This window comes from Enterococcus sp. C63 (assembly GCF_040887215.1).
Taxonomy (GTDB): domain Bacteria; phylum Bacillota; class Bacilli; order Lactobacillales; family Enterococcaceae; genus Enterococcus_B; species Enterococcus_B hirae.
Genome location: NZ_JBFOFI010000002.1, coordinates 499,424 through 522,978 on the forward strand (window position 1 = coordinate 499,424; position 23,555 = coordinate 522,978).

Below are 23,555 nucleotides of genomic sequence, written 5' to 3' on the forward strand. Positions count from 1 at the left end.
TCAGCTAGTTTTTGCTGGTAACACTTGATCTTCTAGTCAATTTTACAACGACTTCACATCGAGCCGTTTGGGGAAACATATCCACTGACTGCAAATATTCCACTTTGAATTTCTTACTTAATTGTCCCAGATCTCGTGCTAAGGTTGAGACGTTGCAGGAAATATATACTAATTTCGTTGGCGGATAGTTGAGGATCGATTGAATCAACTGGGGATCAAGCCCTGTACGAGGGGGATCGACAATGATCCCATCTGGTTCAAATCCTTCTTCAAGCCATTTTGGTAATAATTCTTCAGCAGTTCCAACTTCATAATGGGTATTAGTATACCCTAAACGTTGAGCGTTTTTACGTGCATCATCAATAGCCTGAGGAATCACATCCATTCCACGGATTTCTTTCGCTTGTTTTGCTACACTTAAACCAATCGTTCCCACACCACAGTAAGCATCTACGATCGTTTCATTTGGTTGGATCGCGAGTGCTTTGATTCCTTCATTATAAAGGACTTCTGTTTGTTGCGGATTCAACTGGAAAAAAGCTCGTGGTGAGAGATCAAAAGTAACTTCATTGAGATGTTCTTCAATAGCATCTTTTCCCCAAAGGTGGATTGTTTCATCGCCCATTACGAGAGAAGTTTTAGCAGGTTGAACATTTTGCATGATTGAAACAACCTCTGGCAATTGTTGGTTAATGTCACGGATGATTGCATTTTTTTGTGGAAATTTTTGACTACGAGTAATAAATACAACTTGTAATTCACCCGTTTTTATTCCAACACGTACCATGATCGTCCGAAAAATGCCACTGTTGCTCCGTTCATCATAGATAGGAAGGTCATACTTATTCAATAACTCGACGACCGTATTCATCACTTTCTGTGTCTGTGGTTCTTGAACTAAGCAATCGATTAATGGCACAAGTTCATGGGAATTTGCTTGATATAGCCCAGCTTCGATTTGTTGTGTTTTCTTATTTTTTCTTAATTGGAATTGTGCTTTGTTTCGGTAATGCCATGGTTCTTCCATGCCAATCGTTGGACGTAATTCGTAAGAACGAAAGCCAGCCGGTTTGAATTTTTCTAGCGCTTGCATAAGCAAATCTTTTTTGAAATCAAGTTGTGCCTGATATGCTAAATGTTGAAGCTGACAGCCACCACATTCATAATACACTGGACAAGGCGCCACCACTCGATCCTTGCTTTGCTTTTTGACTTTGATTAACTGAGCTTCCGCATAGCGAGGTGTTGCTTTCGTGATCTTGACAAGAACTTCTTCTTTGGGCAGTGCATAAGGGACAAAGATGATCAAACGTTTGAAATAACCGATCCCTTCACCGTTGATACCCAGTCGTTTGATTTTTAAAGGGATGGTTTGGCCGTTTTTGACAATGGTTTCTGTCATAAGTATCTTCCTTTTTTCTAATAGTGTGGTTTTATTCTAACATATTATTAATAGCGATGGGGATTTTCTATGTTATGATAAGAATATACGTTCGAGGAGGTAACTCAATGATAACAGTTACTAGGATCAGTAAAGGCAAAGGTCCATTTTATCAAGTCGAATTATCTGAAGGAGATTCTTTGAAGGTTTCAGAAGATATCTTGGTGCGTTACCGCTTGTTAAAGGGACAAGAATTAACAGAAGAAACAATTGAGGAAATCAAGAAAAGTAGTGGGTTTGACTTTGGTCTCCAACAAGCGCTCAATTATCTGAGTTATCAATTGCGTTCGGAAAAAGAAATTAGAACTTATTTGAAAGAAAAAGAGATTGAACTAGCTGACCGTAACAAGATCGTGGACCGTTTAAAGGAATTAGATTTGATCAATGACCTCGTCTATGGTGAAAGCTATGTGCGGACAAATGTACGACTAAGTGACAAAGGACCAAAAAAAATAGCTCAGCAATTACAACAAAAAGGTTTGAAACCGGAAATCGTCGAGCAGGCACTGTTGCAATATCCAGAAGAAGAACAAATAGCGATAGCATCGCAAACGGCAGAAAAATTATTCAATAAAAATCATGGGAAAAGTCATAAAGAACTTTTTAGAAAAATTCAACAAAACTTGATGACAAAGGGATTCACCCAAGAGGCGATCCAACAAGCCATCGCCCATTTACCACAAGAAACGGATGAAGACGCTGAATATGAAGCATTAGTTTCACAAGGAGACAAGTTATGGCGTAAAAATGAGAGATTTGAACCGAAAAAACGTAATTTAAAAATCAAACAAAGCTTATATCAAAAAGGATTTGATTTAGAAATGATCCAACGATTTATCGTAGAAAAGGAAGAAGCAAGTGAATAAAGAATGGGAAAAATGGACAGAAGAGGAAATCGCACAGTTTCAAACGCAATTTGTTGGCTGGTACGAGAAAGAAAAACGCAATCTACCTTGGCGCTATGATCGTGATCCTTATCGTATCTGGATTTCTGAAATCATGCTTCAACAAACCCGTGTAGATACGGTAATTGCTTATTTTTATCGCTTTATGGAATGGTTTCCGACGATTGAAGCGTTAGCTGCGGCACCAGAAGAAAAACTTTTAAAGGCTTGGGAAGGATTGGGGTATTATTCTCGCGTTCGAAATATCCAAGCTGCTGCCCAACAGATCATGACAGAATTTGATGGACGTATGCCGCAAACACCAGAAGAAATCAGTTCATTGAAAGGGATTGGCCCTTATACTACAGGCGCTATTTCAAGTATTGCTTTTGGTTTGCCAGAACCAGCAATCGATGGGAATGTCATGAGAGTCGTGAGTCGCTTATTTTGTATTGAAGCTGACATCGCCAAAGCTTCTAGTCGGAAAATTTTTGATGAGGCGATGCGTAAGATCATTGATGAAAAGCATCCTGGTGAGTTTAACCAAGCAATGATGGATCTAGGATCGGCCATTTGTACACCTACTTCACCTAATTGTGAATCATGTCCGATCCAATCATTTTGCTTAGCTTACAAAAAAAATGAGCAAACCTCGTTTCCAGTAAAAACAAAGAAAGCCAAACCGAAAGATGTCTATTATGTGTGTGCAGCGATTCAAAATGAGGCTGGAGCCTATTATTTTGAGGAACGACATACGCAAAGGTTATTAGCAAACATGTGGACGTTCCCGATGGTCGAAGTCACAAAAGAGAAATACGAATGGTTGCAAGCTGAATGGGCTCAATCTCATGAACCAAGCTTATTCGATCAAGACAAAGTTGCAGAAGAAGAAACGGAGCTACCCTTTCATTTTAAAGAACAATTGATTTGGCAAAAGCGGCATTTGGGAGAGGTAACGCATATCTTTAGCCATTTGAAATGGCACGTATTACTATTTTACGGCCGAATACCTTCTCAATCAAATGACAAATTTCCTAAAACTGAAATAACACAATGGTTATTACCAGAAGACTTCGATAACGTGGCTTTTCCAAAAGTACAGGTAAAATTAAACGAACAATTAGAGAAAAATCGAAACAATAGTAATCCTTTCTAGGCAAAGCTCTTTTTTATTGATATAATAATTACGATGTCGGTGTAATGAACACCCAAACACAAAGCATGAGATGCTGCGTAAGGAAGGGTTGCTATGGGAGTCCCAAAAGAAGGTGAGTTTGTAACGATCCAAAGTTACAAACATGACGGCAAATTGCATCGAACGTGGCGTGATACCATGGTATTAAAAACAAGTGAGCATTCGATGATCGGTGTCAATGATCATACTCTAGTTACAGAGTCTGATGGACGTCGTTGGGTGACTCGAGAACCAGCAATTGTGTATTTTCACAAAAAATACTGGTTCAATGTAATAGCAATGATTCGAGAAAAGGGGGTTTCCTATTATTGTAATCTAGCTTCACCTTTTTTGCTGGACGATGAGGCATTGAAGTATATTGATTATGATTTAGATATCAAAGTTTTTCCTGATGGAGAGAAACGATTACTAGATGTCGATGAATATGAGATGCATAGCCAAATGATGAATTATCCGAATGATATCGACTTCATCCTAAAAGAAAACGTGAAGATCTTGGTTGACTGGATCAATAATGGTGAGGGCCCTTTCTCCGAAGGCTATATTGATATTTGGTATAACCGTTACAAGCAATTGTCGCGCAAGTAAACAAAAAAAAGCAGTAAGCGCAAAAGTTTTGCGCTTACTGCTTTTTTGCTATGGGTTCTTTAACATAGACACTGATGATGGAAGAAAAAGGACAAGGGATGATCCTTGCTTTGATAGCCTGTCAATAATTAAAAGCCTTTTTTCATTGCGATATGGGCAATACCAGCATCTTCAAATGGTTCTCCATAAGCAGTGAATCCTAATTTTTTATAGAAATTCTCAGCTGTTGCTTGGGCGCCTAGCAAAATCGTATTATATCCTTGACTTTTGGCGAAAGCTTCAGCTTCAGCTACTAAAATTTGACCTAATCCTTGATGACGATAATCTGCAAGAATCGCCATTCGTTGTAACTTCATTTTTCCATTTTCTAATGGTAATAGCCGAACAGTCCCACAAGGTAGATTTTGGTCTGAATAAAGAACAAAGTGGATGCAATGTGCTTCATTTTGATCAATTTCTCTAGTTATAGGAACGCCTTGTTCTTTGACAAAAACTTGGTTTCTAATACGAACGGCATCAAGATAAATATCACTTAATGTATCTTTTGTTTGAACGACTTTCATCCGAAACCCACCTTTCATTCGTTTAGTATACTGTAAAGAAAATAAAATGAAAAGTGGATAAAAAAACAAATATCAGTAAGAATAAAAGAAATTTTCACACAAATAATATATACTAGTAAAAAAGACGAAAGGAGGAAGTATATTGTTTGAAAAATTGAAACAATCAAAATTGATGTTTTGGTCTTGCGAATTACTCATTATCGCCACGTTGATCTTGGTTTCTTCAAAAATCAATTTTATCTTTCAACCAATTGGAACGTTTTTCTCAACATTATTCGCACCAGTCTTGATTGCTGGATTTTTGTATTATTTGTTGAATCCTATTGTCAAATTATTGATGAAGATCAAAATCAAACGCATTTGGGCGGTAGCAATCGTATTACTTTTGCTTGTCGCAGCGATCATCTGGATTTTGCTCAGCGTGATTCCTAGCTTGATCCAACAAATTTCATCCATCGCATCGAATATTCCTGACTTTATTAGTCGTGTAGAGACTTGGTTAAATAATATGGCTCAACTACCGATCTTCAAAGAGGTAGATATCAATCATTATTTGAATCAATTAGATATTTCTTATGCTAAGATTATCCAACAGTTCCTCAGCGGGATTTCAAACAGCTTAGGATCGCTTGTCGGTACGATCGCTTCTGCTACAATCGTGATCATCACAGCTCCATTTATTTTGTTTTATATGTTGAAAGATGGAGAAAAAATGGTTCCGACAGTCAAGAAGTTCTTTCCTGAAAAGAGAAGAGATCAAATTGTTGAATTACTTGGTCAATTGAACAAAACATTAGCTAACTACATTAGTGGTCAAGCGATTGAATGTCTTTTTGTCGGAACATTTACTTTTTTGGGGTATCTGATTCTAGGGGTCAATTATGCCTTTTTATTTGGCGTCATCGCTGGTTTGACTAATTTGATTCCTTATCTAGGTCCTTACCTAGGCTTAGCTCCAGCATTTTTAGTGACAGTATTCAATGATCCTGTTAAAGCACTGCTTTGTTGTGTCGTTGTCTTGATCGTTCAACAATTGGATGGAAATGTGATTTATCCAAATGTCATCGGAAAATCATTAAAAATCCATCCGCTAACGATCATCATTGTGTTATTAGTAGCAGGAAACATTGCTGGTTTGATCGGGATTTTCTTAGGTGTACCGTTTTATGCCATTTGTAAGACGATTATTTCTTATGTCATCAAAATTGTTAAAGAAGACCAGCAAAATGAAAAAAAGAAAAAAATTGCAACGACATTGGAATAACGTATCAGCAATTCCGATTAATTGCTTCATAGTTGTTTTTATTGCAAAGAAAAATTCTTTGTGATAACATTTTAGCGTGGCTATCTTTATAGTCACGCTTTTTTTCTATCGTAAACAAAAAAATTAAAAAATATAAGGAGAGAATGCGATTATGAATGCTGACCCTGAGAGTCAGTCGCTGTTAGCGCAAATTTTATTACTGATCATTTTAACTTTGATCAATGCTTTTTTAGCTGCTTCCGAGATTGCTGTTGTTTCGATCAACAAAAATCGAGTCGAGCAAAAAGCGGAAGAAGGAGATGTTAAATCTCAAAAGCTTTTAAAAATATTGCAGAACCCAAATAACTTTCTGTCAACGATCCAGGTAGGAATCACGTTAGTCAATATCCTATCCGGTGCTTCGTTAGCCAATACATTATCAGAAAAATTAGCACCGTTATTAGGTGGTAGTGTAGCAGCAAGAAATATTGCCAATATTATTGTTTTAGCTATTTTGACCTACGTATCGATTGTTTTTGGTGAATTGTATCCTAAACGAATCGCCTTGAACAAATCAGAAGAAGTAGCCAACTTTACTTCAGGAATCATCCGTCTGATCGGTGTGGTTGCCAAACCTTTCGTCTGGTTATTATCTGCATCGACTAGTTTACTAGCTCGTGTCACACCAATGACTTTTGACGATGAAGATTCAAAAATGACGAGAGATGAAATGCGGTATATGTTGGAAACTGAAGGTGTACTTGATAATGAAGAGTTAGAAATGCTGCAAGGTGTTTTTTCTTTAGATACCAAAGTAGCTAGGGAAGTAATGGTTCCTCGAACAGATGCTTTTATGATCGATATCAATGACTCCGTTGAAGAGAATGTCAATGAAGTTTTATCAGAAAATTATTCAAGGATTCCTGTCTATAATGAAGACAAAGACAAAGTTGTTGGGATTCTTCATACGAAAAACTTATTGAAAGCTGCTCATAAATTTGGCTTTGAACATTTAAATATTCAAAAAATCATGCAAGAACCTTTATTTGTACCAGAGACAATATTCATTGATGATCTCTTGTACGAAATGAAAAAAACTCAAAACCAGATGGCTATTTTACTGGATGAATATGGTGGAGTCGTTGGTTTAGCAACTTTAGAAGATTTACTAGAAGAAATCGTCGGTGAAATTGATGATGAATCAGATGAAGTCGAAAAATTATATGAAAAGGTTGCTGAACATGAATACGTGATCCAAGGACGAATGTTGATCGATGAGTTCAACGAAGTATTTGACAGTAACTTGCACATGAGCGATGTCGATACGATGGCAGGCTATTTAATCACTGCTTTGGGCATGATCCCTGATGAGGGAGAAAAATTATCATTTGATGTAGACAACATTACCTTGACTTCTGAAGAAATGGAAGGTTCTAGAATTTTAAAAATTCGCGTGGTGTTCCATGATCCTAAAGAAGAAATTGTGGAACCAGATGAGGAACGTCGTTTATTTTATAAAGATTTTGATGAAAATGAGCCGAGAAGATAAGATATGTTTCATCCTTGCACAGAAGAGATTTTGTGCAAGGATGTTTTTTCTTTTTTTCAAAGTTGATACGTAAATCAGTGTGGTTCCCTAAGTTGAGGGGTAGTCAGAAGCAAGAGAGGCAGAGCTTTACCCTTTTGTAAAGATTACTAAAACATACAATAAGATCCTATGCTCCCAGTTAACTTATACATAATATAACCAGTATATTTAAATGTTTTGTTGGTTGACAATAAATTTTTGCTAGAGTATTATGAAAACGCAAACACAAGTTTCATGTGACTAGGTTATACTAGGCATGGAAAACACGTACGGAGTCTTCCGTCGTTTTTTCATGCCTATTTTTTTATATGTTTAAGTGAATCAGTGAGGAGGTGGGGAAAATGTAAAGTAGTGTTTTTAGTAGAAAGACAGATTTTAAATATTTTACGAATAAGCAGATATGAGCGATTCTTCCAATGATTTATCTCAATTGAAACTAAAAAACTAAGAACGAATATTAGGTAGTTTTCTCAAGTAAAAGTAGTATGTACAAAAGTTGCAAAGAATGGATAAAAAATTGATGATCATTCATTTTGCCTCACGACTTAAAATTTTTTATCGACTATTCTATTTAACTAAAGGAGGAATTTTTTAATGAAGAAGGCAATCATTTTTGCTTTAACAGGATTGGCGCTTGTTGTTACATCTTTTTACAGTCCAATCGTTTGTGCTGAAGATACTGAAGATTTTTTGTTTCAAAAGAAGGTTACCTACTCAGGAGTAGAAGGTGGGAAACAAGGAGATAATTGGAAATATCCGCAATTTGTAGGTGAAAAAGCGGTTGATGGGGATGTATCGACGAGATGGTCAGCGGATAAAACAGATAATCAGTGGCTGACTGTTGATATTGGAGAAGAAAAAACAATTGGTCAGGTGGTTTTACACTTTCATGCGGAGAGTCCAGAATATGAGGTATTAGTTTCTAACGACAATCAAAATTATCAATCCATCTATAAGGAGGAGCGTGGAAGTGGCGGGAAAGAAGCAAAAAAATATATTGAAGTAGCGAATGTAACAGCTCGATATATTAAATACCAACAACTAAAAATGTGGAAGCACACGAATGGTCAATATTATGGTTCGAGCATTATTTCAATGGAAGCTTATCGTCAAGCACGTTTACCTGATGGGATAAAGTTTTCGATTGATTCAGCCGAAATCAGCGAGAAAAGATCCAAACAATTAACTTACATATTAACACCAACAGGCGTCCAAGTTCCTGAAAAACAAATTGAGTGGAGCAGTAGTGATCCTAGTATTGTCAATGTAGACAGTCAAGGAAGAATGAAAGCACTCAAAACCGGAGAAGCAAAGGTGACTGTGAGAATCAAAAATACGGATTTAAGTGATACGATTCCAGTTACGGTTATTCAAGAAAAAGCAGAGTATCGTGAAATGCGTGAGAGATGGAAAGCACGCTTGCTAGGATCTAAAGAAGATCATGAAGAATTTGATCAGGATTCGGACGTAAAAAAATATCGAGCGAGAATAGCCAAAGATAGTTTAGAATTATGGCAAACACTTAATAAGTCAGAAAATAGAACTTATTTGTGGGAGAAAAAAAGTTCAGACACATTATCAGCAGACTACACCACTCAATTTACCAACATCAAAAAATTGACATTAGGTTATTATGATCCTTCGAGTTCACTACATAAGAATCAAGAGGTTTTTACGCAAATTTTGAAAGCAATTGATTTTATGATTGAAACCAAAAACTACAATGGAACTTACTGGAGTGGGAATTGGTGGGATTGGCAAATTGGATCAGCACAGCCATTAACAGATACACTGATTTTATTACATGATGATTTAATCGAAAAAGATGATGCAATCTTAACTAAATTTGTTGAACCTTTAAACCACTATGCGCAAGATCCTAAAGTTCAATGGCCTAGCTATACGGCTACAGGAGCGAACTTAACAGATATATCTATTACCGTCTTAGGAACAGCCATTTTATTAGAAAATGATTCCCGAGTAGAGGCAGTTCAAAGCGCTGTTCCATTCGTTTTAAAAATGGTGACAGGAGGAGATGGCTTATATTCAGACGGCTCATTAATCCAACATAGTCATTTCCCATATAACGGAAGTTATGGAAATGAATTGCTGAAAGGCTTTGGACGGGTTCAAACGATTTTGCAAGGGACACATTGGGAAATCAAAGATGACAATATAAATAACTTGTTTCAAGTAACCGATAAAGGTTATTTACAATTGATGGTAAATGGAAAAATGCCCTCAATGGTATCAGGACGAAGTATTTCTAGAGCTCCTGGGACGAATCCCTTTACCTCTGAATTTGAATCTGGAAAGGAAACAATCGCCAATCTTACATTAGTAGCGAAATTTTCGCCAGAAATTTTACGCAAGAAAATTGATTCGTCTATTAAAGCATGGCTTGAGCATAGTAGTTATTTTTATGATTTTTTTGAAAACCCAAGAGACTTTGAAGCGTTGATTGATCTTAAGAAAATCATGAATGAGCCTTCGATAACTAGTAAAGAAGAACGAAATCTCGTGAATGTTTATGGTTCAATGGATCGGGTGTTTCAAAAAAACGAGAGTTATAGTCTCGGAATAAGTATGTACTCTAGTCGTATTGGAAATTATGAATATGGAAATACTGAAAATAAAAAAGGATGGCATACGGCTGATGGGATGGTTTATCTTTATAACGGTGACCTCGCTCAATTTGATGAAGGTTATTGGGTTACTATTGATTCTTATCGCTTACCAGGTACCACTATAGACACAAGAGTGTTAGCAGAAGGTGCTTCTACTGGTAAAAAGAGTCCTCAGTCTTGGGTGGGAGGATCGAATAATGGCAAAGTAGCTGCAGTCGGAATGTTTTTAGATAAGAAAAATGAAAATATGGATTTGGTAGCAAAGAAATCATGGTTTTTGTTAGAAGATAAATTGATTAATTTAGGCAGTGGAATCAGCGGAACAACGAATGCGACAATTGAGACGATCCTTGATAATCGAATGATGGATTCAAGTAACATGCAAATTATCCAAAAGAAAACAGCTGATTCTACTTGGATCAATCTTACTTCGACAAATCCACTCAATAATTTAGGTTACATTTTTCCAAATACCATGTCGAACGTTGACGTTCAAAAAGAAATTCGATCTGGCAAATATTTGGATATCAACGAATATTTTGTCAATGATCAATCATATACAAAAGAATTTGTAAAAATCATCAAAAATCATGGAAGTAACGCTCAAAATGATACTTATGAGTATTTGACTGTTGCTGGAAAGACAGCAGAAGAAATGGCAGAAATGGCGCAACATAAAAGCTATAATGTGTTAGCAAACACACCAGAAATCCAAGCGATTGAGACAAAAGACTATCTCATGTTGAATGCTTGGAGTGGAAATCAACAGGCAGCTTTTGTTCACGTATCTGAACCTGCATCCATTATTGCAGAAAAATTGAGTAATGATACTTATCGACTGTCAATTGCGAATCCTGTTCAAAATAATAAGGTGATTGAATTTTCGATTGAGAAAGAGATCATTGAGGTTATCGAAAAAGAGTCCGAAATTACCATGGATTCAGGAGCATTTCTATTTGATAGCAAAGGGTTAAAAGGAAGTTCGAGATCAATTACTATCAAAGTTCCTTCAGAAGTAGATAAAACAGCATTAGAAAAAATAGTCGAAGAAAATCAAAACCGAAACGAAAGCGACTATACAAAAGAAAGTTGGAAAGTCTTCACTAAGGCAATGGAATTAGCCCAAGCGGTGTTAACAGATCCAAAAGCAACGCAAGCCGAAGTAGACGATGCAGTTCAAGCAGTGAGAAAAGCCATCGAGCAACTGCAAGAAGTAACTAAAGTAGACAAAACAGCATTAAAAAAATTGGTCGAAGAAAACCAAAGCCGAAACGAAAGCGACTATACAAAAGAAAGTTGGAAAGTCTTTACTAAGGCAATGGAATTAGCTCAAGAGGTGTTAACAGATCCAAAAGCAACGCAAGCCGAAGTAGACGAAGCAATCCAAGCAGTGAGAAAAGCCGTCGAGCAACTGCAAGAAGTAACTAAAGTAGACAAAACAGCATTAAAAAAATTGGTCGAAGAAAACCAAAGCCGAGTTGCAAGTGGTTATACGGCAGAAAGTTGGCAAGTGTTCCGCAAAGCGCTGGAAGCAGCGCAAGCAGTGTTAGCTGATTCAAATACTACGCAAGCTGAAGTAGACGAAGCAATCCAAGCAGTGAATAAAGCCATCGAGCAACTGCAAGAAGTAACTAAAGTAGACAAAATAGCATTAAAAAAATTGGTCGAAGAAAACCAAAACCGAGTTGCAAGTGGTTATACGGCAGAAAGTTGGCAAGTGTTCCGCAAAGCGCTAGAAGCAGCGCAAGCAGTGTTAGCTGATTCAAATACTACGCAAGCTGAAGTCGAACTAGTGATGAACGATTTGGTGCAGGCCATCGAACAATTAGAGAATAAAGAAACTGCATCATCCTCTGAGGAAGATAAAAACATCAATAATAAAGCAGAGCAAGGTAAAAATACACAAGAGGGCAACAATGAAATAGGTAAATCTTCTATTAGTGAAGAGACTGGTAAGGAAGGTTTATTACCAAAAACAGGTGAAAAAAATAACCAAGTTATTCAAAAATTAGGATATACAATTTTATTAGTGGTATTCGTTAGCTTGTTCCTATTGAAAGGTCGAAAGGAATCTAAGAGGAGTCAAAATAAATTAGGCAAGTAATCTGATGAAAAACACAAGGTAAAATAAATAATCATTTGTCTGTAGATGATTGAAATAGACAGTTGAACTTGGAACAAAAGCCTGTTCCAAGTTCAACTTTTTTCGTTTAATCTGTTTTCAGTTGTTATAGTAGCAGGAAAAGCTTTATTTTCTCTTATTGAAAAAGTCGTTTATATGATATTCAACAGAGAAAGAGAGAAGACTCATAACAAGTGTTTATTTTTTGATAGTTTCCATGATATACTTGGTAAGTTGAGATAGCTAGTTCGATCATTCCTCGAACAGGATGACGAATAAGATGATAATGATGTAACAGAAATGGAGTAAAACATGAATAACCCTAACTTAAAACAACAAGTAGATAACCGACGCACGTTTGCGATTATTTCCCATCCGGATGCTGGTAAAACAACGATTACTGAACAATTGCTTTTATTTGGTGGCGCAATACGTCAGGCAGGAACTGTCAAAGGGAAAAAGACTGGTAACTTTGCAAAATCTGACTGGATGGAAATTGAGAAGCAACGTGGAATCTCAGTTACCAGTTCTGTGATGCAGTTTGATTATCATGGTAAAAGAGTCAATATCTTAGATACCCCAGGGCATGAAGATTTTTCTGAAGATACGTATCGGACATTGATGGCTGTCGATAGTGCGGTTATGGTCATCGATAGTGCCAAAGGGATTGAAGCTCAAACAAAAAAATTATTCCAAGTCGTTAAAAAAAGAGGAATCCCTATTTTTACCTTTATCAATAAATTAGATCGAGATGGTCGCGAACCATTAGAACTTTTAGAAGAATTGGAAGAGTTGCTCGATATCGAGTCTTATCCAATGAATTGGCCGATTGGTATGGGGAAAGGCTTAGAAGGACTCTATGATATCCACCATAATCGTATTGAGTTTTATCGTCCAGAAAACTATAATGATGAGCGCCTTGTTGCCTTGGATGAAGAAGGATTGCTGCCAGAAGGCCATCCTTTGACGGAAAATTCATTGTATGAACAAGTTCTTGAAGAAGTAGAATTGTTGAAAGAAGCAGGAGATTCTTTTAATGAAGAAAAAATTGCTCGGGGAGATCAGACACCGGTCTTCTTTGGTTCAGCGTTAACAAATTTTGGTGTGCAAACATTTTTAGAAACCTTCGTGGAATTAGCCCCTTCACCTTACGGACATCAAACACAATCAGGACAAGAAGTTAGTCCTTATGAAGAAGAATTTTCAGGTTTTGTCTTTAAGATCCAAGCCAATATGAATCCAGCTCACCGAGATCGGATTGCTTTTGTGCGAATCTGTTCTGGAACTTTTGAACGTGGGATGGATGTTCAATTAGAACGAACAGGTAAAAAATTGAAGTTAAGTAATGTGACGCAGTTTATGGCTGACTCAAGAGAGAATGTCGAGAATGCTGTAGCAGGGGATATTATCGGGGTCTATGATACAGGAAATTATCAAATTGGCGATACTCTTTATGAAGGAAAATTGAAGGTGGCGTATGAAGAGTTACCATCCTTTACTCCGGAATTGTTTATGAAAGTCACTGCTAAAAATGTGATGAAACAAAAATCATTCCATAAAGGTATCTATCAGTTAGTCCAAGAAGGTGCGATCCAACTCTATAAAACTTATTTGACGGAAGAATACATCATTGGCGCAGTTGGACAACTTCAATTTGAAGTATTCCAATACCGGATGCTAAATGAATACAATGCAGAAGTGATTATGTCACCTATGGGTCATAAAATTGCCCGTTGGATCGAGCCCGAAGATTTAGATGAGAAGATGAGTTCTAGTCGTAATATCTTGGCACGTGACCGTTTTGATCAGCCATTATTCTTGTTCGAAAACCAATTTGCTGAACGTTGGTTTGCTGACAAGTACCCAAATGTCAAATTAAAAAGTTTAATGTAAAGCGCTCATCACATGGTGGTGCTTTGGGAGTACTATGAAAATAGCCGGGAGAGAATAACTAAATAATCCGGAGGAATTTAATGATGATTAAAGTAATGTCGATCTTTGGAACACGTCCAGAAGCAATAAAAATGGCACCTTTGATCAAAGCGCTGGAAAAAGATGAGCGCTTTGAATCAATCGTGACGGTTACAGGCCAGCACCGTGAAATGTTAGACCAAGTGTTAGAAGTGTTTGAAATTACTCCTGATCACGATCTAGATGTGATGAGTGTCAATCAAACACTCACCGCTATTACAACGAAAGTTCTTTTATCATTAGAACCAATCTTACAAGCAGAACAGCCTGATATCGTCTTAGTTCATGGAGATACGACCACAACATTTGCTGCAGCGACCGCAGCATTTTATCAACAAATTAAAGTCGGACATGTCGAAGCAGGATTACGAACTTGGAACAAATGGTCACCGTTTCCTGAAGAAATCAATCGGCAAGCCACAGATGTTTTAGCGGATCTCTACTTTGCGCCAACCAATGAAAGTGCTGATAATCTTAGAAGAGAGCACCACGATGAAGCAAACATCTTCGTTACTGGCAATACGGCGATCGATGCGATGAGGTATACGATCGTGGCGGATCAAAAAAGCGATCATCTTTCGAGCAGCTCCACTAAACAATTATTAGTAACAATGCATCGACGTGAGAACCTAGGCGAGCCAATGGCGAACGTTTTTCAAGCATTAGGAAGGATTGCTGAAGAATTTTCTGATGTATCCATTATTTTTCCGATGCATAAAAATCCTAAAGTACGAGAATTAGCTGATACTATTTTAGGACAATATGAGAATGTTCAGCTGATCGAACCATTAGATGTCATTGATTTTCACAATTGTGCAGCCAAAAGTTATCTTATATTAACTGATTCAGGCGGAGTTCAAGAAGAGGCACCTTCTTTAGGTGTTCCGGTTCTTGTCTTACGTGATACCACTGAACGACCGGAAGGTGTAAAAGCCGGAACTTTAAAACTCGTTGGTACAGACGAAGAGACAGTTTATGACGAGACAAAACAATTATTAACTGATGTAAAGGCTTATGAAAAGATGGCACAAGCAAAAAATCCTTATGGAGATGGTTACGCAAGTCAACGAATCTTAGAGGCTATCGCAGCCTCATTTCATTGATTACAGGTTACCAAAAAAGCAAAAAAAACTTTCCAACAATTTTGTTGGAAAGTTTTTTTTATTTTAAAGAAAAAATTGGTAAATTCTTTGAAATAAAATGAATTAAAATAAAGATGTGTACATATAAAAAGAAAAAAGGGGGAGTTGGATGGAAACACTGGAGCAACGAAAACAACGTAAAGCAAGAAAAAAGTTAGAAATGCAGCGTTTATGCAGGCTGTTAGATGTTGAAGGTTGGGAGCATAATGAATCGATCGTTAACGAAGTAAGAGCAATCGTTCGGCTAGGAAAAACACCAAAAAAAGAAACCAATCAATCTTAGAAGATCCAGCTCTATAAATGAGCTGGATCAAGGATAAAATCAAACATTATCCTTCAATCCTTCTAAAAAAGGTTTCTTTTTTTTTGTTTATTTGTAATCATCACATTGCAACCTCAGTGTGGGGATGATGTTTCGGAATCGAGATTTCAACTAAGTCATCTAATTCAATTACTTGGATTTCGTTTTCTTGATATAGGGCGTCATGGATTTTATTGAGGAAGTACGTTTTGACTTCTTCAATTTCTTTGGGTTGTATTTTTCGTTTTTCATTAATCAGTAAAATCTCGTTATGTTCCGGTGCTTCAGTGTAAACAATCATTGTATTGCCTGCAGTGTAAACCTTCACCATATGAGCATCTGTATTTTCCAATTGGTTTAAAACCAAACGTGAATGACTATTCGTTACATTGACAAATTTCATGGCGCTCACCTCTTTTATGTAGATTTTAGATACAACTTAATTTCATTATAATTTTTTTCTAATGAAAAGAACAGTATTTTGCTTTTTGTCAAAAAACAATCAAAAATCCGCTTTGAGCAATGAAGCACCCGTGAGAAAAGCTGTCGCTTTTTCATGGGTGCTTCATTTTTTATCAGTCGCAAAGCGGAGTTTTTGTCAGATGTTTAGTTTGTTGGCTCGTTTGTCGTTTCTTTGACTAAACGTTCTGGTTTAGAAGTGATCACAATTTTTTCTTCTTTATCCAATTTTGCTTTTAGTTCATGGATTGAAGGATGGTCTAAATAAAATTCAGCAATTCCATCTTCGATTTGTTCTTGGATCGTTCGACGAAGAGGGCGTGCGCCCATTGCTGGGTCATAGCCTAAGTCAACAAGTTTTTCTTTGACATTTGTCGGCACTTCGATATGCAGTTGTTGTGCTGCTAACATTTCATTGACTTCATCTAGCATCAAGGTAACGATGGTCATTAAGTTTTCTTTTGATAGCGCACTAAATTCGATGATTCCATCGAAACGGTTCAAGAATTCAGGTGTGAAGTAATTGTTTAGTTGGTTTAAAACAGAACGAGTAACCCCTTCACGAGCTGCTCCAAAACCGACATTTGCTTCGACTTTACCTGTACCAGCATTACTTGTCATAATGATGATCGTATCTTTAAAGCTTACTGTCCGACCTTGTGCGTCAGTCAAACGGCCATCATCCAAAATTTGGAGGAACATGTGTAACACATCAGGATGTGCTTTTTCCACTTCATCCAATAAAATCAAGCTATAAGGATTACGACGTACTTTTTCAGTAAGTTGACCTGCCTCTTCATAGCCCACATAGCCAGGAGGAGAACCAATCAATTTAGATACACTGTGTTTTTCCATGTATTCAGACATATCAAAACGAATCATTGAATCTTCGGAACCGAATAATTCAAATGCCAGTTGCTTGGCTAATTCAGTTTTGCCGACACCAGTTGGACCTACGAATAAAAATGATCCGATAGGGCGGTTTTTCTTGTTTAAGCCAACCCGATTACGACGAATAGCTTTTGCCACACGATCTACGGCATCGTCTTGTCCAATCACATGTGCTTTTAGATCAGTCGCAAGATTCTTCAATTGTGTTTGCTCTTTTTCTTTTAGATCGCCAACGGGGATGCCCGTACGTTCTTCCACAATTTTTTCCATATCTTTTTCTGTGATAACAGGCGTTTCTTCATCTGTTAATTGACGTTCTTTCATCTTTTCTAATTTACTGATTTGGTCACGATAATAAGCGGCTTTCTCAAAGTCTTCTTCTTTAGAAGCTTGGATTTTTTGTTCCTGTGCTTCTTCAAGTTTTTTATCAATGGTTTTAGGATCAACGATTTGAATCGTTAAGTTTTTCTTTGAGCCAGTTTCATCAAGCAAGTCAATCGCTTTATCTGGTAAGAAACGATCTTGAACATAACGATTTGAGAGAATAGCTGCAGCTTCGATTGCTTCATCGGTATATTTGACGTGATGGTAGTCTTCGTAGCGTTTTTGCAATCCTTTTAAGATACTGATTGTTTCCTCAACAGAAGGTTCAACGACCCGAACCGGTTGCATCCGTCTTTCTAAAGCTGCATCTTTCTCGATGATGCGGTATTCATTTAATGTAGTGGCACCAACCATTTGTAGTTCGCCACGAGCTAGAGCTGGTTTTAAAATATTTCCCGCATCCATGTTCCCATCACCGGCAGAACCAGCACCGACAATTTCATGGACTTCATCAATGAATAATATGACATTTTCAGCCTGCTTAATTTCTTCGATCAATTTTTGCATCCGTTCTTCAAATTGTCCACGGATACCAGTTCCTTGAACCAAAGAAACCACATCTAAACGAATCACTTCTTTATCCATTAATTTTTGCGGCACATCGCCATCTACGATTTTTTGTGCAAGTCCTTCAACTACGGCAGTTTTACCAACACCAGGCTCACCGATTAATACCGGATTGTTTTTTGTTCGACGGTTTAAAATCTCGATCACACGTTTGATTTCATCATCACGGCCGATCACAGGATCAATGTCACCTTGACGAGCTTGTTCGGTGATGTTGATTCCGTATTCTCCTAAAAGACCTTCGGAATTTCCTTGTTGCGGTGGTTGACCGCCGTTAAAGTTGTTGTTACCACCGAATTGGGTTGGAGGAGTTTGTTCATAGTTTCCTTGCTGTTGCATTTGGCGGGACATGGAGCGGAATAAGTCGTCCAAGCTGCCAAAACCAAAAGGATCATTTTGAGCCATACTAGTCAGACCTCCATTTTGTTGATTTTTAATTTTTTGATAGCAACTTTGGCAGTAATCAAGTTGCGTTCTCTGTCCGTTTACTGTTGCATATAAGTGGATCGTTGCTTCATTTTTCCCACAATTTTGACAAAGCATAAATGATTCACGTCCTTTCACATGATTCACATGTTTCCATTCTATTTTACAACGCGTGACTACGAAGGTAAAAGAATAACCCTCATTTACTCAAAAGTTGAAAAGGCAAAAAATGTTATTGACCATTATTGACCTTTGGCTATAATTATACTAAATTTTAGGACGCGTGCAAGTATTTAGTTTTTCAAAATAAATGAAGAAATGAATAAGTCGTTCTTCGATAAAAATGATAAATAGAAGGAGATATTTCACTTGGCAGAGTCTATTTTTGTTTGCTTGTTTACTGAGGGATCAGTAAAGAGAATCAAAGCTACTAAAAAAAGAAGTGAGGTAGAATGAATACGGTTGTTATCCTATGTATTCATATTTTTAAAAGTAGTGCTAATTATTTTCCACACTTTTAGTTGAATTTAAATGAAAACTGTTGTATCTATCGGGAAAAAATGGTAATCTTTACAAATGAAAGGGTACTACTTATTAGTGTTCTTAGTAAACTGCTAAAAAAGAAAACCCTCACATAAAAACAACACTCACTTAAAGGAGACCGATTAATATGGAAAAGAAAGAATTTCACGTAGTAGCAGAAACTGGAATCCACGCACGTCCAGCTACATTATTAGTACAAACAGCAAGCAAATTTAACTCTGATGTAAACTTAGAGTATAAAGGTAAATCAGTAAACTTGAAATCTATCATGGGCGTTATGTCTTTAGGTGTAGGTCAAGGTTCTGACGTTACAATCACAGCTGAAGGTGCTGACGAAGCAGACGCAATGGCAGCTATCGTTGATACAATGAAGAAAGAAGGATTATCTGAATAATGGTTGAAATGCTAAAAGGGATTGCCGCTAGTGACGGCGTTGCCGTTGCAAAAGCTTACCTGCTAGTTCAACCGGATTTAACATTCAGTAAGACAACAGTAGAAGATACAGCAGCTGAAGCATCTCGTTTAGATGATGCTTTAGCAAAATCTACTGAAGAATTGCAACAAATTCGTGAAAAAGCAGCGCAAAGCTTAGGTGAAGCAGAAGCGCAAGTATTTGACGCACACTTGATGGTTCTGTCTGATCCAGAAATGGTTGGTCAAATTAAACAAAACATTAATGATAACAGCGTAAACGCTGAATCAGCATTAAAAGAAGTAACTGATATGTATATCAGTATGTTCGAAGCTATGGAAGACAACGCTTATATGCAAGAACGTGCGGCTGATATCCGCGACGTTGCGAAACGTATTTTAGCGCATTTACTAGGTGTGACATTACCAAATCCATCAATGATTAACGAAGAAGTAGTTGTTGTTGCTCATGATTTGACACCAAGTGATACTGCTCAATTAGATCGCAATTTTGTTAAAGCGTTTGTAACTGACATCGGCGGACGTACTTCACACTCAGCGATCATGGCACGTTCTTTAGAAATCCCAGCGATCGTAGGTACAAAAGAAATCACTGCTAAAGTCAAAGAAGGCGACATGTTAGCTGTTAACGGGATTGAAGGCGATGTAATCGTTGATCCTACAGCTGAACAAAAAGCTGAATTTGAAAAAATCGGTGCTGAATACGCTGCTCAAAAAGCAGAATGGGAAAAATTAAAAAATGCTGAAACTGTTACTGCTGATGGAAAACATTTTGAATTAGCAGCAAATATTGGTACACCAAAAGATTTAGTTGGTGTTCATAATAACGGCGGGGAAGCGGTTGGTCTTTACCGTACAGAATTCTTGTACATGGATTCTCCTGATTTCCCAACTGAAGATGACCAATATGAAGCATATAAAGCAGTTCTTGAAGGTATGGAAGGTAAACCGGTTGTCGTGCGTACGATGGATATCGGTGGCGATAAAGAATTACCTTACTTACAATTGCCTCATGAAATGAACCCATTCTTAGGCTATCGTGCATTACGAATCAGCTTGTCAGAACAAGGTGACGAAATGTTCCGTACGCAAATGCGCGCATTATTACGTGCATCTGTTCATGGAAACTTACGTATCATGTTCCCAATGGTAGCGACTCTTAAAGAATTCCGTGCTGCAAAAGCAATCTTTGAAGACGAAAAACAAAAATTATTGAATGAAGGCGTGGAAGTATCTGATACGATCCAAGTCGGCATCATGATCGAAATTCCAGCAGCAGCTGTCTTAGCTGACAAGTTTGCTAAGGAAGTTGACTTCTTCTCAGTAGGAACGAATGACTTGATCCAATACACTATGGCAGCTGACCGTATGAACGAACGCGTTTCATACTTGTATCAACCTTACAACCCATCAATCCTACGTTTGATTAAAAACGTGATCGATGCAGCGCATGCTGAAGGTAAATGGGCTGGTATGTGTGGCGAAATGGCTGGGGATCAAACCGCAGTTCCGCTACTTGTAGGTATGGGATTAGATGAATTCTCAATGAGTGCAACATCAATCTTGAAAACACGTAGTTTAATGAAACGTTTAGATACAACGAAGATGGCTGAACTTGCTGATCGTGCTTTGAAAGAATGTGACACGATGGAAGAAGTCGTTGAACTTGTAAATGAATACGTAAAATAATAATACGAGTAAAAGCTGGTACAGCGATAGTAGCTGTATCAGCTTTTTACAATGGGATTTTTACATATAGGTAAAAATAAGGAATGAAAAATAGAGTTATTTTAAAATAGGGCTTAAGTTTGAGTGACAGGTTCAGCGCTATGTTATACTATATAAATGAAGGAGGACGTAAGGTGAAGGTATTATTATATTTTGAAAGTGAAAAAATACTTGCGAAATCTGGTATTGGACGAGCGCTTGACCACCAAAAACGTGCTCTAAAAGAAATGGGGATTCCCTACACGCTAGATAGTAAAGATGACTATGATATCTTACACATCAATACATATGGTATCAATAGTCACAATATGGTCAATAAAGCAAGAAAAGACGGCAAGAAGATCGTCTATCATGCTCACTCAACAGAGGAAGATTTTCGTAACTCATTTATTGGCTCTAATCAATTATCGCCATTAGTAAAAAAATATTTAGTGGGATTATATCAAAAGGCGGATTATCTCATCACACCTACGCCATATTCTAAACGATTACTGGAAAGTTACGGCATAGATTTACCGATCCAATCGATATCAAATGGGATTGATCTAAAAAAATATCAACCAGATCCAATCAAAGAACAAAAATTTCGCGACTATTTCAAATTATCACCAGATCAGAAAGTGATTATCTGTGTTGGCCTTTTTTTTGCTCGTAAAGGGATCATTGATTTTGTAGAAATTGCAAAAAAACTTCCAGAATATACATTTATTTGGTTTGGACATGTACCTATGTATTCGATCCCAAAAAATATCCGACAGATTGTGAAAGAAGAACACCCAGATAATGTGATCTTTCCAGGATATATTCGGGGAGAAATTATTGAGGGTGCATACTCAGGCGCTGACCTTTTTTTCTTCCCATCTTATGAAGAAACAGAAGGAATTGTAGTATTAGAGGCACTAGCAAGTAAGCAAAATGTTCTTGTACGAGACATTCCAGTCTATGATGGCTGGTTAGAAGATAAAAAAAATTGTTACATGGGTCGCTCTAATGAAGAATTTACCGTATTGATCAAAAAGATCGTGGAAGAAGAAGTTCCTAGTCTAGTGGCAGCTGGATATCAGACTGCCCAAGCACGAAGTATTGAGAAAATTGGTGAGCAACTGAAATTGGTGTATACACAAGTGTTAGAAGAAGCAGATTCTTCCATAAATGAAAGACAAAATAATAAAGGGTAGTTTGGAGGCAAAAAATCATGAAAATTGGCTTTTTTACCGATACCTATTTTCCGCAGGTAAGCGGAGTTGCTACATCGATCAAAACCTTAAAAAATGAACTAGAAAAACATGGACATGAAGTCTATATTTTTACGACAACCGATCCAAATGCTGATAAAATAGAAAAAGACGTCATTCGTATGCCGAGTGTTCCATTCGTTTCCTTTAAAGATCGGCGAATAGTGGTACGAGGTATGTGGTACGCTTATTTAGTAGCGAAGGAACTTGAATTAGAACTGATTCATACTCATACAGAATTTGGTGCAGGGATTTTAGGTAAAATGGTTGCTAAAAAGCTGAAAATACCATTGATCCATACGTATCATACGATGTATGAAGATTATCTACACTATATTGCTAAAGGCAAAGTGATACGTCAATCTCATGTCAGATATCTCTCCCGCTTATTTGTTAACCATACAACAGGGGTTGTCTGTCCCAGTGAACGAGTAATTGATACATTAAGAAGTTATGGTGTTGTCGCACCACTTCGAGTGATTCCTACAGGGATCGATATTGAGAAATTTAAAAGGGAAGGAATCACGCAAAAAGCTATCAAAGAAATCAGAGGATCGCTGAATATCAAAGATGATGAGTTAATGATCTTATCTTTAAGTCGTATCTCTTATGAAAAAAATATTCAAGCATTGGTCCAGGGGTTTCCCCAAGTTCTAAAAGCGTATCCCAATGCACGAATGGTGATCGTTGGCAAAGGGCCTTACCTTGAAGAGTTGCAAGAGCTAATCAACGAACTAGCATTGGATGAATTTGTCCAATTTACTGGAGAAGTCGATAACGAAGATGTGGCATTGTATTATAAAGCAGCTGATTACTTTGTTAGTGCCTCAACTTCAGAAACACAAGGTTTAACTTATACGGAAGCAATGGCTTCAGGGACACCTTGTGTAATTGAGGGAAATGCTTATCTTAATCGTTTGTTTGATCATCCCTCCCTTGGGAAAACATTTGAAACCGATGAGGATTTCGCACCAGCACTTATTGATTATATAAAAAGTGAAGTCCCTCGTGATCAAAAAGTATTGGAATCAAAATTATATGATATTTCCTCTACGCACTTTGGCGAAGCGATGATTGAATTTTATGAAGATATGATTATCTATCATGAAAAAGAAATGCAACGAAAAGAAGAAGAGGCATCCATCGAAAGAATAAAAATCAAATTAAATTCATTTAAACGATAATTTTAGGTATTTATCCTAAAAAAATCTTTGTTTCTGGCGTA

The 23,555-nt window shown here is 37.2% G+C and carries 17 protein-coding genes; 13 read left to right on the forward strand and 4 right to left on the reverse strand.

Features of this window, described 5'->3' with window-relative positions:
- Window positions 1-4: 4 nt before the first annotated feature.
- Complete coding sequence (gene rlmD / locus AB3H90_RS04945) at window positions 5-1,402, reverse strand: 23S rRNA (uracil(1939)-C(5))-methyltransferase RlmD (RefSeq protein ID WP_010719699.1); 1,398 nt, start codon at window positions 1,400-1,402, stop codon at window positions 5-7.
- Between the two features lie 107 nt (window positions 1,403-1,509).
- Between rlmD and recX the strand changes: the two genes are divergently transcribed.
- The 3 genes from recX to AB3H90_RS04960 all read left to right on the forward strand — a co-directional run bounded on the left by recX (window position 1,510) and on the right by AB3H90_RS04960 (window position 4,108).
- Complete coding sequence (gene recX, locus AB3H90_RS04950) at window positions 1,510-2,307, forward strand: recombination regulator RecX (protein WP_034698905.1); 798 nt, start codon at window positions 1,510-1,512, stop codon at window positions 2,305-2,307.
- Window positions 2,300-3,481 carry an A/G-specific adenine glycosylase gene (gene mutY, locus AB3H90_RS04955; RefSeq protein WP_034698908.1) on the forward strand — a complete coding sequence of 394 codons (1,182 nt, stop codon included), beginning with the start codon at window positions 2,300-2,302 and terminating at the stop codon, window positions 3,479-3,481. The genes recX and mutY overlap by 8 nt, the downstream gene beginning before the upstream one ends.
- A 93-nt stretch (window positions 3,482-3,574) precedes the next feature.
- Complete coding sequence (locus AB3H90_RS04960; RefSeq protein WP_010719696.1) at window positions 3,575-4,108, forward strand: DUF402 domain-containing protein; 534 nt, start codon at window positions 3,575-3,577, stop codon at window positions 4,106-4,108.
- Between the two features lie 128 nt (window positions 4,109-4,236).
- Here the strand turns inward: AB3H90_RS04960 and AB3H90_RS04965 are convergent, their stop codons facing one another.
- Window positions 4,237-4,671: a GNAT family N-acetyltransferase gene (locus tag AB3H90_RS04965; RefSeq protein WP_088745762.1), complete on the reverse strand. Its 435-nt coding sequence runs from the start codon at window positions 4,669-4,671 to the stop codon at window positions 4,237-4,239.
- Window positions 4,672-4,843: 172 nt separating this feature from the next.
- On the opposite strand from AB3H90_RS04965, the gene AB3H90_RS04970 reads away from it, so the two are divergent.
- The 6 genes from AB3H90_RS04970 to AB3H90_RS04995 all read left to right on the forward strand — a co-directional run bounded on the left by AB3H90_RS04970 (window position 4,844) and on the right by AB3H90_RS04995 (window position 15,647).
- Entirely contained in the window at window positions 4,844-5,935 is a 1,092-nt protein-coding gene (locus AB3H90_RS04970; RefSeq protein ID WP_223603381.1) for an AI-2E family transporter, read from the forward strand.
- 151 nt (window positions 5,936-6,086) lie between these two features.
- A complete protein-coding gene (locus AB3H90_RS04975; RefSeq protein WP_010719693.1) occupies window positions 6,087-7,463 on the forward strand; it encodes a hemolysin family protein in 1,377 nt (458 codons plus the stop codon).
- A 633-nt stretch (window positions 7,464-8,096) separates the two neighbouring features.
- Entirely contained in the window at window positions 8,097-12,233 is a 4,137-nt protein-coding gene (locus AB3H90_RS04980; RefSeq protein ID WP_368016294.1) for a polysaccharide lyase family 8 super-sandwich domain-containing protein, read from the forward strand.
- A gap of 330 nt (window positions 12,234-12,563) precedes the next feature.
- Window positions 12,564-14,144 carry a peptide chain release factor 3 gene (locus AB3H90_RS04985; RefSeq protein ID WP_010738143.1) on the forward strand — a complete coding sequence of 527 codons (1,581 nt, stop codon included), beginning with the start codon at window positions 12,564-12,566 and terminating at the stop codon, window positions 14,142-14,144.
- A gap of 80 nt (window positions 14,145-14,224) precedes the next feature.
- Window positions 14,225-15,325, forward strand: a complete 1,101-nt coding sequence (gene wecB, locus AB3H90_RS04990) for a non-hydrolyzing UDP-N-acetylglucosamine 2-epimerase (RefSeq protein WP_010738142.1) — start codon at window positions 14,225-14,227, stop codon at window positions 15,323-15,325.
- A gap of 148 nt (window positions 15,326-15,473) precedes the next feature.
- Window positions 15,474-15,647, forward strand: a complete 174-nt coding sequence (locus tag AB3H90_RS04995) for a hypothetical protein (RefSeq protein ID WP_010719688.1) — start codon at window positions 15,474-15,476, stop codon at window positions 15,645-15,647.
- Between the two features lie 100 nt (window positions 15,648-15,747).
- On the opposite strand, the gene AB3H90_RS05000 is transcribed toward AB3H90_RS04995, so the two are convergent.
- Window positions 15,748-16,068, reverse strand: a complete 321-nt coding sequence (locus tag AB3H90_RS05000; protein ID WP_010719687.1) for a DUF1827 family protein — start codon at window positions 16,066-16,068, stop codon at window positions 15,748-15,750.
- 203 nt (window positions 16,069-16,271) lie between these two features.
- Window positions 16,272-18,509 (reverse strand): ATP-dependent Clp protease ATP-binding subunit, encoded by a 2,238-nt coding sequence (locus tag AB3H90_RS05005; RefSeq protein ID WP_034700562.1) that lies wholly within the window; start codon window positions 18,507-18,509, stop codon window positions 16,272-16,274.
- Between the two features lie 553 nt (window positions 18,510-19,062).
- Here AB3H90_RS05005 and AB3H90_RS05010 point away from each other — a divergent pair.
- From AB3H90_RS05010 to AB3H90_RS05025, 4 genes are all read left to right on the forward strand, one after another.
- Window positions 19,063-19,329, forward strand: a complete 267-nt coding sequence (locus tag AB3H90_RS05010; protein ID WP_010719685.1) for a phosphocarrier protein HPr — start codon at window positions 19,063-19,065, stop codon at window positions 19,327-19,329.
- The gene (gene ptsP / locus AB3H90_RS05015; RefSeq protein ID WP_010719684.1) at window positions 19,329-21,056 is read left to right on the forward strand and encodes a phosphoenolpyruvate--protein phosphotransferase; all 1,728 of its coding nucleotides are present in this window, start codon (window positions 19,329-19,331) and stop codon (window positions 21,054-21,056) included. The genes AB3H90_RS05010 and ptsP overlap by 1 nt, the downstream gene beginning before the upstream one ends.
- A 173-nt stretch (window positions 21,057-21,229) precedes the next feature.
- A complete protein-coding gene (locus AB3H90_RS05020) occupies window positions 21,230-22,273 on the forward strand; it encodes a glycosyltransferase (protein ID WP_014834761.1) in 1,044 nt (347 codons plus the stop codon).
- A gap of 17 nt (window positions 22,274-22,290) precedes the next feature.
- Window positions 22,291-23,514 (forward strand): glycosyltransferase family 4 protein, encoded by a 1,224-nt coding sequence (locus tag AB3H90_RS05025; protein ID WP_010719682.1) that lies wholly within the window; start codon window positions 22,291-22,293, stop codon window positions 23,512-23,514.
- Window positions 23,515-23,555: the final 41 nt, after the last annotated feature.

Coding starts and splice junctions, on each gene's coding strand:
- AB3H90_RS04985 (WP_010738143.1), top strand. CDS start 12,564: ATGAATAACCCTAACTTAAAACAACAAGTAGATAACCGACGCACGTTT.
- AB3H90_RS04960 (WP_010719696.1), top strand. CDS start 3,575: ATGGGAGTCCCAAAAGAAGGTGAGTTTGTAACGATCCAAAGTTACAAA.
- ptsP (WP_010719684.1), top strand. CDS start 19,329: ATGGTTGAAATGCTAAAAGGGATTGCCGCTAGTGACGGCGTTGCCGTT.
- AB3H90_RS05000 (WP_010719687.1), bottom strand. CDS start 16,068: ATGAAATTTGTCAATGTAACGAATAGTCATTCACGTTTGGTTTTAAAC.
- AB3H90_RS04975 (WP_010719693.1), top strand. CDS start 6,087: ATGAATGCTGACCCTGAGAGTCAGTCGCTGTTAGCGCAAATTTTATTA.
- AB3H90_RS05025 (WP_010719682.1), top strand. CDS start 22,291: ATGAAAATTGGCTTTTTTACCGATACCTATTTTCCGCAGGTAAGCGGA.
- recX (WP_034698905.1), top strand. CDS start 1,510: ATGATAACAGTTACTAGGATCAGTAAAGGCAAAGGTCCATTTTATCAA.
- AB3H90_RS04965 (WP_088745762.1), bottom strand. CDS start 4,671: ATGAAAGTCGTTCAAACAAAAGATACATTAAGTGATATTTATCTTGAT.
- AB3H90_RS04980 (WP_368016294.1), top strand. CDS start 8,097: ATGAAGAAGGCAATCATTTTTGCTTTAACAGGATTGGCGCTTGTTGTT.
- AB3H90_RS04995 (WP_010719688.1), top strand. CDS start 15,474: ATGGAAACACTGGAGCAACGAAAACAACGTAAAGCAAGAAAAAAGTTA.
- AB3H90_RS05010 (WP_010719685.1), top strand. CDS start 19,063: ATGGAAAAGAAAGAATTTCACGTAGTAGCAGAAACTGGAATCCACGCA.
- rlmD (WP_010719699.1), bottom strand. CDS start 1,402: ATGACAGAAACCATTGTCAAAAACGGCCAAACCATCCCTTTAAAAATC.
- AB3H90_RS05005 (WP_034700562.1), bottom strand. CDS start 18,509: ATGCTTTGTCAAAATTGTGGGAAAAATGAAGCAACGATCCACTTATAT.
- wecB (WP_010738142.1), top strand. CDS start 14,225: ATGATGATTAAAGTAATGTCGATCTTTGGAACACGTCCAGAAGCAATA.
- AB3H90_RS04970 (WP_223603381.1), top strand. CDS start 4,844: ATGTTTTGGTCTTGCGAATTACTCATTATCGCCACGTTGATCTTGGTT.